At 62.0% G+C, this 14246-nt stretch carries 9 protein-coding genes and 1 tRNA gene; 5 read left to right on the top strand and 5 right to left on the bottom strand.

Annotation, left to right across the window (positions count from 1 at the left end; all coding sequences use genetic code 11):
* Positions 1–67: 67 nt before the first annotated feature.
* The 5 genes from V7R84_RS05085 to V7R84_RS05065 form a co-directional block, all read right to left on the bottom strand.
* Complete coding sequence (locus tag V7R84_RS05085) at positions 68–2521, bottom strand: DUF4132 domain-containing protein (protein ID WP_338572720.1); 2454 nt, start codon at positions 2519–2521, stop codon at positions 68–70.
* Between the two features lies 1 nt (position 2522).
* Positions 2523–5498 carry a WGR and DUF4132 domain-containing protein gene (locus V7R84_RS05080; protein ID WP_338572719.1) on the bottom strand — a complete coding sequence of 992 codons (2976 nt, stop codon included), beginning with the start codon at positions 5496–5498 and terminating at the stop codon, positions 2523–2525.
* Between the two features lie 63 nt (positions 5499–5561).
* Complete coding sequence (locus tag V7R84_RS05075) at positions 5562–7550, bottom strand: SWIM zinc finger family protein (protein ID WP_338572718.1); 1989 nt, start codon at positions 7548–7550, stop codon at positions 5562–5564.
* A complete protein-coding gene (locus tag V7R84_RS05070; RefSeq protein WP_338572717.1) occupies positions 7547–8644 on the bottom strand; it encodes a VWA domain-containing protein in 1098 nt (365 codons plus the stop codon). The genes V7R84_RS05075 and V7R84_RS05070 overlap by 4 nt, the downstream gene beginning before the upstream one ends.
* Positions 8637–10889 carry a DUF5682 family protein gene (locus V7R84_RS05065; RefSeq protein WP_338572714.1) on the bottom strand — a complete coding sequence of 751 codons (2253 nt, stop codon included), beginning with the start codon at positions 10887–10889 and terminating at the stop codon, positions 8637–8639. The genes V7R84_RS05070 and V7R84_RS05065 overlap by 8 nt, the downstream gene beginning before the upstream one ends.
* Before the next feature lie 40 nt (positions 10890–10929).
* Between V7R84_RS05065 and V7R84_RS05060 the strand changes: the two genes are divergently transcribed.
* The 5 genes from V7R84_RS05060 (at position 10930) to V7R84_RS05040 (ending at position 13804) form a co-directional block, all read left to right on the top strand.
* A complete protein-coding gene (locus V7R84_RS05060) occupies positions 10930–11079 on the top strand; it encodes a hypothetical protein (RefSeq protein ID WP_338572712.1) in 150 nt (49 codons plus the stop codon).
* Positions 11079–11558, top strand: a complete 480-nt coding sequence (locus tag V7R84_RS05055) for a dihydrofolate reductase (protein ID WP_338572709.1) — start codon at positions 11079–11081, stop codon at positions 11556–11558. The genes V7R84_RS05060 and V7R84_RS05055 overlap by 1 nt, the downstream gene beginning before the upstream one ends.
* Positions 11559–11600: 42 nt before the next feature.
* On the top strand, positions 11601–12956 hold the full coding sequence (locus V7R84_RS05050) for a DNA polymerase IV (protein WP_338572706.1): 1356 nt from the start codon (positions 11601–11603) through the stop codon (positions 12954–12956).
* 14 nt (positions 12957–12970) lie between these two features.
* Positions 12971–13051: transfer RNA gene (locus V7R84_RS05045), tRNA-Leu, on the top strand.
* Between the two features lie 432 nt (positions 13052–13483).
* A complete protein-coding gene (locus V7R84_RS05040) occupies positions 13484–13804 on the top strand; it encodes a hypothetical protein (protein ID WP_338572704.1) in 321 nt (106 codons plus the stop codon).
* The last annotated feature ends 442 nt before the right edge of the window (positions 13805–14246 follow it).

Below are 14246 nucleotides of genomic sequence, written 5' to 3'. Positions count from 1 at the left end.
AGCTGGCGAGCATTGAAGCCATGACGTGGCATAGTGTGAAACTGAAATGGATCATGTGTGGGATTGGTCATGTCATCCCCCAACCATCGATGGTGAGCAATACCTCGTTGAGGAGTCGGGGTGAAATCTGGTGCCGGGGAGCGAGGTCGTGCGTGGGTAGGTTCCCATCGTCAAGGAAATCCTTATAGCTCAGGGTTCCCGCCACAGCTACCACCTTTTTGAGGGTAACGTCCTGTTCTGGGAAAATGTATGAAATCGGTGAATGCTGGAGTATCACCGTCATGTCATACGTAAGAATGGGCCAGAAGTGAAGATGATATTCTCCTTCACGTGGCATTCCCAATTCCCATCCTCGTTTCTTCAGGGTCTTCATCAGGCGTTCTGTATTGATGGGACTGTTCGGGAGTTCCATTGGATCCTTGACCGGTCGGTCGAGCTGTGGGAACGGTGGGGTGAGGTCGTAGTCGCTCAGCACGTGTGCCCACGTGGCTGTGGTCTCCGCGTCGAGGTCCAGCCGGTGCGCGACGCCGACTTGGTGGCCAGCCGCGTCGACGACGTGGTCGCCGGCGTCGACGAAGGAACCATCCTCGTCGAGGCGGACAGGAGTGAGGAGACGCTCGCCGTCGTAGATGCCCCATACCAACCCGGACAAAATGATCCGCAGCATGGGTTGGGAAGCAATGAACTGCCGGAAGAAGTCAGGGTTCCAGCGGCGTTCCATGATCATTGCCAGCTCAAAACGACGCCGATGCAATGCAGCTATGTCGCGGATCTGTTTCCTGAACTGCTTGAATTCTGCTTTGGTCGCGGTGACCGAGCTGGGGGGATCCGCTGCGAGTGCGGGGGGTGGGCTCCACGTGGTTCGTCTTGCTGGTTTACCGTCACTATGTATTACCTGGATCGCCAGACGACCGTCCGGTACGAGCCGAGCCCGGAACCTGCGGGTGCCGTAGCTGAATTCGCGTTCCCCGCGTATGTCTAGGTCGATGTCGAAATATGCCTGATCTTCCAGATCATTGCGGGACAAGTTTCTGTTCTGCGCAATTCTCAGCAATGCGTTATGGGCATGCCGTGGAAGAGAAGCTGCGGGCGATCTCTCGGCCAGGACAGCGAGCTGAAACAGGGCATCCCCGGTGCCGACCCGCTCCAGCGCGATTACCCCACGAGAGGCGACCTTGTGACGCACATTCGCCCATCGCGTGATCAAAATTTTTATCTCGGCGGCAAATCCCCTGCCGCCCAACCAGGCTGCTCCGGTCATGAGCCAGTCGAATTTAGCCGCCGAACCAGAGAACAACCAGCCGTCCAGGATTGCCAGGGCGAACTCGTCGAGATCTTCCGACGTCATGTGTGCCTTCAGGGCTGCCGCGAGTTGAGGCTCTTCGTCTTTCTTCATCGCTTCAACCAGGCCTGCCACTTCTTTGAGGGGCAAGGTATTTCCAGCCATCTTCAGGGGCGGCAGGCTTGCGAGATTGATGGGCAGTTTCCTCGAGGAACCTTTCACGTCGTCTGTTGGGATTCGCGGAGCCTCCTGTTCGCGGAGGAAGATGGCGGCTCGACGTGTATCCCGGGGCGAGAGGGTGGCCTTCTGGATTGCTGAAGGATGAGCGCGAATCCATTCGGCAGCCGCTGTGACACCGGGGCTGTCCAGGGCAGCGAAGAAGAAAGGTGCGGCTCCGGGGCCGTGCACCAAGACCCCGGTCTCGGATAGCAGAGCCTTGGCCTCCTCGGATCCTGAATGTTTGATGTAGTTCAGCAGAGGATCAAGACCACGGCTTTCCAGTCCTGCCACCCAGGGGGAGAGGCATCTCCAATCCATGGCGTGGAAGCCGGTGCGGACGAATAGCAGGCGATCCTGGGGGTCAGGCATCGCCAGGCCCAACAGCGCTCTGTGGTGGTTGAGGGACACTTGTTCCCGGGTGCGGGAAGTCCTCATGAGGTCGACGACTTCATCGGGTGGGAGCAGCCCCAGAGCGATGGATACGAAGGCGCCCTCCGTGAACTCGTATTTCACGTGGGCTGCCTCAACGGATGGCTCAGAGATGGGGCCGGGCATCATGGCCTTGACGTGGGCTATTTCGGTGTCCGTGTATCGATGGAGTACACCTCGTAGCAACAAACCGTCCACTCCGCGCTGTCCGAGAGCAGTGGCGATTTGAGCAAGTGACCCCTCCCAGTCGGTGGCCAGAACCGTTGAAACCCAACCCGGGAGACCCAAATCGGTGCCCTGAGCCCCAGGGTCCCGCTGGGACTGGAAATAATCCAGCCACCAGGCCCGACGTTCCGGTCCGGGGATGGCCGTGAACAAGGGCTCGCGGAATCGCCACCACATGAAACGCCTGCCGTACCACTGGATAGGGGTCTGATAAGCGATCCGTTCTGCCCGCTCCGCCTCGGCCACGGGATCGAAAGGAACGCTGTCGAGACCGATGTGCGCGTCCGCATCCAGGTTGTAGCACCTTTCGAAGGGAGTTAATCGGAGACCGAGATCCGACGGGTCGGGATTCGAGGAAGTGGCCATCTCAGCCTCTTATCGTCTCGAGGGTCGCGAGTATTTCGGAGGCGATTGCGGGTGGGACCTGGTTCCAGGGGATACGTTCGAGTCCTTTCGTATCCATTGCGTCTCCCCAGCCTAGGTTTTTCGGGTCGTGGCAGCCTTTGAGGACATAGGCTGCTTCGATTTCTTGGTCTTCTTGCTCCGTCATGGGCCCCATCCACATGCCTGTGTAGCGGATCACCGCTGTGAGGTTGGCTGGTGGGATTGTGAGGGCGTGGATGCAGTAGCTGCCTGCGTCGAGGGCTTCGCCTCGTTCCCAGCCGTACTTGGTGAAGGCTCCGATGAGTTTGGCGGCGGGGAATGTGCCTTTGGGTAGGTCGTGAAGTTTCGTGTCGTTGCCCTGGTCTTCCGGGAGGCGGAAGATGGGTCGGTCGAGTTGTTTGAACGGCTGGGCAAGTTCGTAATCCGCCAGCACCTCGCCCCAGGCAGCCTTGGTGGTGTCGTCCAGTTCCAGGGGATGAACGATCCCGATGGAACAGCCATCGGTATCCACGGGTTCATCATCGGGGTCGACGAGGCGGCCGTCTTCGTCGATGCGGGCGGTGGCTTTCAGGGTGTTTTCCGTGTCGTGGAGGCCCCAGATGATTCCGGCCAGGAGTCTTCTCAGGACGGGGTGGGGAGTGATGAAGCGGGCGTGGTCTTCCGGGGCCCAGCGGCGGTCCTGGATCATGGCGCGTTCGAATCGTGCCAGTTGGACTTTCGCCAGGGTGGTGACCGCCTTCTTGACGAGGTTGTATTCGGCTTTTGCCGCCTTTGCTTGCTCGGAATTATCGCTTTTGTTGGGTGCTGGGAGGGTGCTGAGTACTTTGCCGGTGGGGTGGCCTTCGGCGTCCAGGAGGCGTGCGGCCAGTTTGCCTTCCGGGGTCACATAGGCCAGGAATCGGCGGGGTCCGTAGTCGAAGATGCGGGTGCCGCGTTCGCCGAGACCTCCGTCGGGGATCACCCGGTCTTCGAGTTCGTCGCGGGTGAAGCCACGTTGGGCGGCGATCTCGTCCATCGCCTGGCCGGCGCGTTTCTTCAGGCCGGCGAATTTCACCTTTGCAGCGATCCCGGAGATCTGCTGCAACGCCTCGTCCGATGCGACGTTGCGCAGTGCGGTGAGGCCCTTCACGGCCCGTTGGTGCTGGCTGATTCCCGGCCATTCCCGGATCAAGGGGGTGAGAGTGTTGACGAATTCGCTGTCTCCCAGCCAGCCTGCGCCGGTCATCAACCACGACAGTTTCGCGGGAGCACCAGCAGCCAACCAGAGATGCACAAGTGCCAGGGCGAAGCGATCCCGGCTGAGACGATCAGCTCGGTCATGAACCGCCATGGTCAGTGGATGCTGCTCAGCGGCGCTCAACGCCCGCAACAGTTCCTTCACCTGTCCGGCACCCAGCCGGTGCTGGCCATCGATCAGGATTGGTGGCAGACCATCGGTGCTGAACGGAAGGTTCTGCGTCGCCGGTAGTTTCGGGGAGCTGCTGGCCTCCGTCCACCAGGCGGTATCAGCGGGCAGTTCCGGGATTGTGGATTCGGCCAGGATCTCTTCGATGACTGCTCGAGTGCTGCCTGTGGTGCGCTTGGCAACATCTCGGATCTGTTCTGTGGGGATCTCTCTCAGAAGGGGAGCCAAGGCATTGGCCTGGGGACGAGTGAGATCTGCGGCCAAGACCTGGGGCAGGTGAGAGCGCAGCCAATGCGTCGCAACATCGGCGGCCTTGGTTTTCAGCGCGTCCAAGAACAAACCGGCCATTCCCGGGCCGTGTCCCGTTTCAGCAGCCGAATTCAGCATTGCTTGGGAGGTTTCCTGGGCCTGTTGATCAATCCAGCTCAGCAGCAGACCAAAACCTTCCGCCCCGGTTGCCACCAACCACGGCACCACGCCACTCCACTCGACGACTCGTGCTCCCGTGCGGCGGGCGAAAGTGACCCGCTCAGTGGGCGTGGGGAGCACCACCCCGGCCAGGGCGAAGTTGCGGAAGTCGTTGTGTTGCAGCTGATTTTTCGGCACGGCTTCCAGTAGGCTTCGAGCCTCATCCTGATCGAGAGAGTCCAACCCGGCAGCTGTGAAGAGCGAATGGTCGGTTATGGCGTAGCTGTAGTACTGCCGGGCGCTGAACGGCGCGGGTAGAGGTGACGGCAACCCTGCTCGGGCTGCGGTGATGTCGGCATCGGAGAACATGGTCAGGAGAGGACGAAGAATCAGGGCCCCCTCGACGAGTTTGCCGAGCTCGGCTGCGCATGTGGTGAGCGGAGCGCGCCAGTTGGTGTTCAGAACCACCTTCAACCAGGTGGGCCAGTAGAGCGTGGTTTCTCTACTGTTCCTGTAGTGAATCTTCTGATTCGCGTAGTATTTCTCTTCCCTGATTTTCTGGAGCTCTTTCAGATACTTCACCCACCACGTGATCCGTTCTGGGCTGGGCATTGTGTTGAAAGGGGGTTCGGTGAACCGCACTCGCTGCATCCGGGCGTAGCCGTCGCTGTAGGGTTCGAACACGACGATGCGTTTGGCCCGTTCCAGCTCGGCCTCGGGATCGAACGGTGAATCGTCGACCTCGATGCTCACCTCGGCGTTGATGTCGTAGGCGCGTTCGAAGGGAGTGAGCACCAGCCCCAGGTCGTCTGCGTGCAGATCCGAGACCTCGAGGGGAGCGCCGGCCGGTTCGCCGACCATCCGCTCCGCGGCTACGGTTTCATTCTTCTCCCTGGGCCGGGTGGCCTCCGTGGTTTCCGGCTCCTCGGTGGAGGCCGTGGCGTCGTCGGTGTAGCCCTTCTTGATCTTCGCGGCCACCTGCTTCTTGGCCTCAGTGAGGGCTTTGTCTGCGGATTCGTACTGCTTCGTCCTCGTCGTGCCCGCGGTTCCGCTGCGACCGTAGCGGACCGTCACCTGGTCCTCGGCTACGTCGATGTACCAGAACTTGTCAGAGCCACCTTCTGTCAGGCGCAGGCGTCGTTTCATGGCAGGGAAGCTTAGAGGCAAGGTCCGACAAATATTTTCGCGGCCTTCTTCAAGGACAGGGCTTCACGCCAACGGGCCGCCGAAGGCCGAGATCAGTAGCAGCTTCTCCACCTGGGCCGGGTCCTGGTGGTCGAGGAAGGCCCGGGTGTGGTCTGCGATCAGCTGGCTTCCCGCTTTGCGAGCCTTCCGGACGAAATCGTGCCATTCGTGGTCGCGGAGGTGGATGCGGTCGGCACCCGCCAACAGAAGTTCCCCCAGCAGGGAATCGAGCCCCCGCAGCAGGGCTCCCGGGCTGGTTAGTGGGGCGTCCTCGGTCCCAGTTCGCCACTCGACTTCCGTCGCGACGGGTTCTGCTACGTGCGGCTGGAGAGGGACACCGTCTCCGACCAGCAGCAACGGATCCACCACGACCCTCCTGGCACCCCAACGCCACCTTCCCGAGACGAAAGCCTCCTCGGGGAAAGCTTTCTCCCAGCTCAGCAGGTGAACCAGGGTGGCGCGCACGCTCCCGTCGCGGCGAGGAGTGTGTCGAAGAGCCAGCTGGAATGATTGCCCGTCGGCGTCCCGCAGGTCGGCCACGAGACTGGAAATGCCGGGGTCGAAATGGATGTTCCCAACGCCGGTCACCCGGCAGGCGGCCAGGTCGGTGCCTGCAGAACGATCATCCAGCACGGCGGGCAGTCGGGTCTGCTGGGTGGCCAGCTCGGCTATGGTCTCCACCCGGAACGGCGCCTCCAACTGGTCCATCGCGCCCGCAGGAAGCCCCACCGCTGACCTGTTGGTGTGGGAGAAATCCCCGTGTCCGAACATCCGACCGCCCAGCGACATCACCTGTCCGCCACCCCAGCTGCTGATGGTGATGCCGGAGACTAGGCCGCCCGCGAGGTGCGAGGAGGGTCTGCGTTCTTCGTCGGTGACCCGTTTCGTGACCCGCATTGGAGCACCGCTTCGGGCGTCCACCAGGTGAGCGATCAATCGACACTCGTCGTCCAGTTCGACGAACTCGGTTCCCAGGCCGATCAACCGGGCCTTCGACACCCGCGTCTGCTGGGCAGGGGAACCTGCGACGAGCCGATCCGGGATCTGTTCCGGTTCCGGATTGCCCAGGGACATTACCCGCGCCAACAGCTCAGCGGACAACGCGACCAGCCGCGATGGGGTGAATTCCTGGCTGCGAGCCTCGTAACGGGCCAGCTCGTCCAACAGCTCGTCCAGAACGTCAGCGACGTGATGCAGTTCGGCTTCACGGGCCCTGACCGCCAGGCGGCGCCAGACCCCACGCAGGTTCCGGTGCCCAGACTCCGCCCCGACCCTCACCAGCTCACCGACCGCGCCTCGGATCTCGGAGAGCAAAGCGGTATCCGGTCGCCACTCGTCCCCCACCACGGACACCAGACCGGTGTTCCCAAACCGCCTGCCCGCCGCGGCAGCGACTGCGACCGCGACGTGAAGACACGGATCGGGGTCGTGGCAGGTGCAGCGCACGTAGTTGAGGTCGGCGCCGGCCAGGAAACGCACCGACACGGGGGTCGGATGGTGGATTCGCACCACAGAGATTCCCCTGATGCTTCCGACGTGGGCCAGCAGGCCCTGCTCAGCCAGCTGATCGGCCCGCCTCAGGGCGGCGGGGGAGAGCGCGGCCCTCAGGTGTTCGCGGGTGATGCTGGCCGGGTTGAAGACGGCCTCCGGTTCCACCTTCCCGAGGGCAGCGACCCCGGGGGGTTCCGGCCCGGGTAGGTCCGTCGAATCCGGCTTCTTCTCCTCGACGGCTTGCGGCTCGGAGCAGGCGGTCTGGTAGTGCAGGATCGCGCGGACGATGTGGCGGCAGTTGTTGGCTGCCAGACAGGAACAGGTCCACTCCGCGAAGGGTCTGTTTGCGTACAGGACGCAGGTGGTTCCGTCAGCCGCGTAGACCGTCACCGTCCCGTCATCGGCCTCGGTGACGGTGAAGGACGCAGCGCCGAGCTCCTTCCGGGCCCGCCGCAGGGTGCCCTTGTTGGTCAGGTCCTCCAGTACAGCATCGCTCAAACGGAGCAAGTCTGGACGGCTCACCGGATCACCTCCGCCACCCAGTCAGCCAACTCGTACGGGGTCATGACCCCCACCCGGGCTCCTCGCGCGGCCAACCGCCGCCCCAGCTCCTCGTCGAAGGAGGCCGCCCCGTTCGTGGTCAGTGCGCCCAGGATCAGTACCTTGCTGCCACCCTGGACCATCCGGGTGACGCACTGGGCCAGGTCGTGCACCGAGCCACCCTCGTACAGATCCGTGATGAGCACCACCATGGCCCTTCTCGGTTCGGTGATGAGCGATTCGGCGTAGCGCATGGCCCGCGCGATGTCGGTGCCTCCGCCGAGCTGCACCTTCATCAGCGTTTCGACGGGGTCGGCGATGTCCGAGGTGAGATCCACCACCGAGGTATCGAAAGCGATCAGATGGTTCTTCAGTGTCGGGAGTCCGTGGAAGATGGAGGCCGTGACGGCAGAGTGGATCACGGATTCGGCCATCGAACCCGACTGGTCCACCACGACCATGAACTGCCACTTCTCCGACTGCCTGCGGGTGCGCGAGTAGAAGATCGGCTCCGAGATAACCAGCTGCTGTGTCTCTGCCGAGTAGTTTTTCAAGTTGGCGCGGATGGTGCGCTTCGGGTCGAAGTTCGCCGCCACCTTGAAGAAACTCCGCCGGTTGGGGTCGCGTCGGCCCGTCAAAGAGCGCCGGATCCTGGGACGCATCTTCTCCACCAGCTCCGCGACGACCTTCCGCACGATCTGCCTGGCTGCCTGCAGCACGTCGGCGTTCATCAGGTGTTTGGTCTGCAGGATCGCCTGCAGCAGCGTCTCGGAGGGCTCCACCCGTTCCAGGAGTTCCTTGTCGGTCACCAGTTCGATCATGCCGTAACGCTCCAGGGCGTCCTCCTCGATGGTGCGGACGGTGCGTTTTGGGAACAGGGTGTGGATGTCGTTGATCCATTCCGGAACGGTCAGCCTCGAGGCCCCGTCTCCTGCTCCGGCGCCGCCGCCCTGACCCTCCCGGTCATACAGGTACCCCAGGGCATCGGAGCGGGCCTGTTGCTGGGGATCCAGGTCCCCGAGTCGTTCCGAACCGCGCCCCAGCACCAGCCGCCAGCGTGTCAATCGTTCATCCATGCCGCCTCCCGAGGAAACGATCCAGTGATGTCGCGACGGCGGACTCGAACTCCGCGATGGCGGTTGCGTCCTCGGCGGAACCGGAGAAGTCCAGGAGCGTCGATCCCGCAGCTTCCCCCAGTATGAGCTGAGCCACCTGGAAACGTTCACGCTGGGTGTAGCGGCTGAATGCGCGCCGCAGCCCCGGCAGGGAGGCGAAGAACGCTGCATCGTCCAGGCCGGTGAGGATGTCGTCGAGGCGGAGCAGTGCGTCCGGACGTCGCAGGGCGGCCTCCCGGGCGACCCCCAACAGGCCCGCGACGAAATCGCCGAGCTGCTCGGGAAGCGCGATCACGGACAGCAGCTCGGCGATCTCCGGGTCCGGGCGAGCCCCGGCCAGCCACTGGGCACCCAGGGCGGCTCCCCGGACGGTGGGTGCCTGACGGTCGTCCGCCACCACCACCGAGAGGGCCTGGTGGTAGCCGTCGATGTCGTAACCCAGATCTCCACCGACGCGTTCCGCGCTGTCGGTCAGCTGGTACAAGGCCTGGATGAAATCCTCCAGCCCCGGTCCCTCCGGCAGCGGCGAGAGGCGTTCCAGCAGCCGCACCGACCGGTCGAAGGCCGTGATCAGCAGGCGCCCCAGATCCGCGCGACCGGTGGCTCGCAGGATCGGGTCGTAACGGTAGAGCCGCATCAGTATGCCGGTTGCAGCACCGATTCCCACCAGATGTGCGGAAGTAGACAGCAGGGTTTCGGTACGGGCCTGGAGACTGACCGATAGACGGTCCACCCCGCACAGGGCAGCCTCCAGAACGAGTTTCGCAGCGGCTGCCGGGTCCGAGGTGATGCCGGCGGCGCGTTCCAGTAGACGCGCGGTCACCGCTTGCTCCCGGTTGCCCCCGTAACGGGCGGTCTCCACCAAGGAGCCCTCAAAAGCTGGGGTCCACACCAGGAGCCAGCGTTCGATGCCGTCATCGTCCGCGCTGGCGGCCAGCTTGATGCCCGGGATGTTCAGGGCCACCAAGGAGTGCAGCAACCGTGAACGGAGCAGACCGAGGTCGTCCGACAGGTCGGCGGACTCCTCTCGTCTCTTCGGTGTGGGAAGCAGGCCCAAGGTTTCTAGATCGGTGCGGAGCTCGAGCGTCAACGGGGGTTGTCGGGTGCCTGCAGCCAAGCGTCCGAGACGGTCACCGCGCAGAGCATCGTTGACGTGGAGCAGCAGTGGGTGATCCTTCCCGGAAACGTCCTTGACGAGGGCGGTCGTGATTCCCTCGACGAGATCGGTGCGCCAGACCTGCTGATGTCCTCGCAACTGGGCGAGCGCCCCGGCGGTGGCCTGCACCGCGATCAGGTCAGCAGGGGAGATGAACTGTTTCGATCTGCGAAGCTCCAGTGCCACCTGTCCCAGCAGTTTCTCGCTGGTGTCACACCGCCCCTCGGTGCGGTCCCGGTACAGGCGGTCGTAGAAACCGGGATTCGGCTGGCCCGCGTCATAGCCGTCGAGGGCGTCGAGTGCCGCGTAGGAGGTAGGGGTCAGTGCGATGCCGTAGCGGTTGTCGTCGACAGGCGGCATCCACACATCCACCGGCTCTACATCCTTCGACAGCAACGCATCCAAGCCATCGACGTGGGCGGCTCCGCAGACCACAAGGATGTCATCGCCGAAACGCCGCTGAGCATCGGCTATCCGGTGAGCCATGTGCGCTTCACGTGCCTTTGTCTCCGGATCGGGTTCGCCGCGCAGGAATGATCCAAGCAACCTCATCCGCTCCTCGTAGGAATCCAGCGACAACTCCGGATCGATCTCGATCAACTCGTCGATCAGGCTGGCCATGTCGTCGACACCGAATTCCTGGATCAGCTTCTCTGCGGCCTCCTCGGTGACCGAGGCCTCAGCGTAGCGGTTTTCCGCCACGGCGATGTCCGAGAAGGCCAACCAGGGAAGGTCGATGAATTCGACCGGAATCCCCTCCTGGTGTGCGGTGCGCAGGGCGACCCATTCGGGACTGTAGTCGGTCAGTGGGTAGAAACTGCCCCGGCGGATGCCCCAATCCGTGCTGTCCTCGGGGGCGTCAGGGAACATGGGCGCCCACGAGTAGAGCATGATCGGAAGCTCATGCTCGAGCATCAGCTCCTCGATGCGCTGGTTGTATTCAGTGGGACCCTCGACCAGGACAGCCGCAGGAGGGCAGCTCGTGATCCGTTGAGTGACCAGACGCGCCGCAGCCGGCGAATGATGTCTGACCCCGAAGAACTCGACCACGCCATCATTGTGCCCGAGGGGGCTGACAACATCGCCAACGATGAAAATGGTTGACGGCGTGGTTGCGACGGCCGAACCGTTCCGTGACACCTACGATGGTTCTGCCACCAAGCCGGAGTTGTGGGAGAACGCCATCAGGGTGAGGTTCTCGAGCGGTAGATGTGTGGCGTTGGACGTCAAGGAGAAGTGATGCGGATAGTCGCCATAGCCGCGGTGGCCGACAACGGCGTCATCGGATCGGGGGAGGACATGCTCTGGCACATCCCCGCGGATTTCCGCCGTTTCAAGGCCGTCACCACTGGGAACACCATCGTCTTCGGGAGAAGAACCCACGAACAGGTCGGGCTGCTTCCCGACCGCCGCACAATCGTTGTCACCCGGCAATCGGAGTGGTCGGCGGAGGACGTTGAGGTTGCCCATTCCGTCGAGGAAGCCATCGGATTGGCACAGACGACCCCGGAAAAGACCTGCTTCATCGGCGGGGGCGGAGAAATTTACGCGGCGGCGTGGCCCTACCTGACGGAATTGGACATCACCCATGTCCATCAGGAACCGGAAGGGCCCACCACTTTTCCCATTATTGCTTCCCACGAATGGACCGAGATCAGTCGCGAAATCCACGAAGGCTATGACTTCGTTCAGTACCGGCCAACCCCGGCGCCGGAATGAACCGACCGGTTCGTGTCGGGGGAGATCACTAACCTGACCTCCATGCGATCCACATCCAGCATCTTGCATCTGGACCTGGATGCGTTCTTCGCAGCCGTGGAGCAGCGCGACAAACCCAGCCTCAGAGGCAAACCCGTGATCGTCGGCGGAGCCGGGCCGCGGGGAGTGGTGGCCACTGCCAGCTATGAGGCCCGGGTTTTTGGTGTGCGATCCGCCATGTCAGGGACAGAGGCCCGGCGCCGCTGCCCCCATGCTGCTTTCCTGGGCGGCAGATTCGATGCCTACCGGCAGTCTTCGCAGGCGGTTATGGGGCTGCTGCGGGAGATTTCTCCGTTGGTGGAACCCCTCAGCCTCGACGAGGCCTATGTAGACCTCGAGGCCAGCGACTGGGGCCTTGGGAAACTTGACGAACATGTCGCTGGGTTGCGACAAGAGTTGACCAGGCGCACCGCCGGGCTGACGGCATCGGTGGGGGTGGGCAGCAGCAAGTTCCTGGCCAAACTGGCCTCGGAGGCGGCGAAACCCGACGGGGTCCGGATCATCGCTCCCGGAGAGGAGATTGAGTTCATTTCCCCGCTGCCGGTGCGGGCGATCCCCGGGGTGGGGCCGGTGACGGAGGGAAAACTGCTGGCCCTTGGCCTGGCCACCGTTGCTGACCTGCGGGTCGCCGACCCCCGGGAGCTGGTGCGTGAACTGGGGCGTGCCGCCGGGGAATCGCTACGGCACCTGGCGCATGGTCGCGATGACCGTGAGGTGGAGGTGGAAAGGGAGGCGAAATCCATCTCGGTGGAAGACACCTTTCCCACCGACCTGACTGACCGGCCCCGTCTGGTTTCCATACTCAGGCGGGATGCGGAATCGGTGGCCGGACGATTGCAGCGTTCCGGGGTCTTTGCTCGCACGGTCGCAATCAAGGTGCGGATGGCGGATTTTACGACGATTTCGAAGGCCAGGTCGCTGGGGGGAGCAACGGATCGTGCCGAGATAATCAGCCGGGTGGGTGAGGAACTCTTGGCAGAGGTGGACGTTCGTGAGGGGGTGAGGCTGCTCGGCATCGGGGTTAGCAACTTCACCCGAGCCGCCCAAGAACGTCTGTTCGAGGACGAGACCCAGGAGACGGGAAGAACCGAGACTGAGACCGAGGTGGACACCTCGGGGGTGCGTGGCCGCGGGTTCTTTCCCGGGGCCGACGTGATCCACGACGCACTGGGGTGTGGCTGGGTGTGGGGATCTGGGCTGGGTAGGGTGACCGTTCGTTTCGAGACCAGGCACACCGGCCCCGGACCCGTTCACACATTCCTAGCGGATGACCCGAAACTGCGACTGGCAAAGGAACTGTCCGATCTGCCTGCAACTCACCTTGAGACGTCGCCAGAACAAGACCTCCACCCCCGGTAAGCTGGCACCCGCTGACCGGCGTGGTGGAATTGGTAGACACGCAGGATTTAGGTTCCTGTGCCTTGCGCGTGAGGGTTCGAGTCCCTTCGCCGGTACCCATGAGGATCTTCCTCAGACTGCCTGCCGTATGAGTTTCTTCTCGCGTTTGTGTCGGCCTGCATCGGATGGTCTCTGGTCAATGCCCTAGGTGGATCGATGCTCTTCTATCCGCCGTTGCGGCGAAGAGAACGCTCGTTTTCTTCTGTGGTCTTGATTCCCGGCGTGGGGCGGGAGTGTAGGAAAGTGGCGACCTCAATAGTTGTGGGGAAAGTGCTGGTTGATTCGTTGGGGCTTGATTTTTCGGATGGTGAAATGTTGGGCTGGATCATTGGGTGGCATGGGGTGTAAATGATTCTTTTTGAGTGATGCATCGTTGAGTAGGGGCGACTCCTTCTTAAGCAAAGGAGTGTTGCAGGTTTCTGGCGTGGTAGAATCTTCTGTGCCCAGAGCGTGGGTGCGTGGAGCGATGGAATGGTGGGAGGCGAAGCGTGGCAAAGAAGTCAAGTATTCTGTATAGAATCCTTCAATGGTTCGGATTGATCGGGGAGCATAAACTCGAGCCGGGAAAGGTGCTTCCTTTCTGGTTCATTGTGCCAAAATCAAAGTATCTGGCAATTTCTATTCCAGTCTACCTGGTGGGTGTTGCTCTATTTTTCTTCATGGTCAACGAGGGGCTCTATTGGAGTGTTTCTGCTGTCATATCAGGGCAGTTTGTTGCACTTGTAATGCTCCTTTCTGAGCGCTTGAGTATTAAGGCGGATAGCAAGCTTTTGAATGAAATAGAAAAGGCGAATAAGCGGGGTTTATGATATACGTAAAAATTCTGGTTCTTGTCCCCGGGTGCTGCTTGTGAGGTGTGAGTGAAGAAAGATGTCGAGGCGGCTTGTCGGCGCTGCTAGAGGCATGAGACATGCTGCAATCAGCCTGATTCTCGTTTCACGCTGCAGGTTATCGTTGTCCATTGATGCGTATTCAAGGACTGTTCTCTGACTGGCGATGCCTCTGGGTAGATCAGCTTGATGATAGCTGCGAACAAACCTGTTGAACTGCGAAGAGACTCCATTCGTGCCGGCGGATGCGTGCCCTATCTCTGAAGTATCGTGATTTTTGTTAGGCCAACTCCAAAGATTTCAGAGCTACCAGCAGGGCAGTCCTTGTCCAGCGCGTGCCTGTAGAATTGCTGCAACGATTTTCTTCCTGCTCCAACTCACGAACTCCACGTCGCCGCAGTGAGCTGTTGAGAGCACGATG

It is taken from the genome of Arachnia propionica, from assembly GCF_037055325.1.
Classification (GTDB): Bacteria; Actinomycetota; Actinomycetes; order Propionibacteriales; family Propionibacteriaceae; genus Arachnia.
Note: the sequence above shows the minus strand (reverse complement) of the source record. Positions and strands in the feature narration are given on the sequence as shown.

Coding starts and splice junctions, on each gene's coding strand:
- V7R84_RS05050 (WP_338572706.1), top strand. CDS start 11,601: ATGCGATCCACATCCAGCATCTTGCATCTGGACCTGGATGCGTTCTTC.
- V7R84_RS05085 (WP_338572720.1), bottom strand. CDS start 2,521: ATGGCCACTTCCTCGAATCCCGACCCGTCGGATCTCGGTCTCCGATTA.
- V7R84_RS05055 (WP_338572709.1), top strand. CDS start 11,079: ATGCGGATAGTCGCCATAGCCGCGGTGGCCGACAACGGCGTCATCGGA.
- V7R84_RS05070 (WP_338572717.1), bottom strand. CDS start 8,644: ATGGATGAACGATTGACACGCTGGCGGCTGGTGCTGGGGCGCGGTTCG.
- V7R84_RS05080 (WP_338572719.1), bottom strand. CDS start 5,498: ATGAAACGACGCCTGCGCCTGACAGAAGGTGGCTCTGACAAGTTCTGG.
- V7R84_RS05060 (WP_338572712.1), top strand. CDS start 10,930: ATGAAAATGGTTGACGGCGTGGTTGCGACGGCCGAACCGTTCCGTGAC.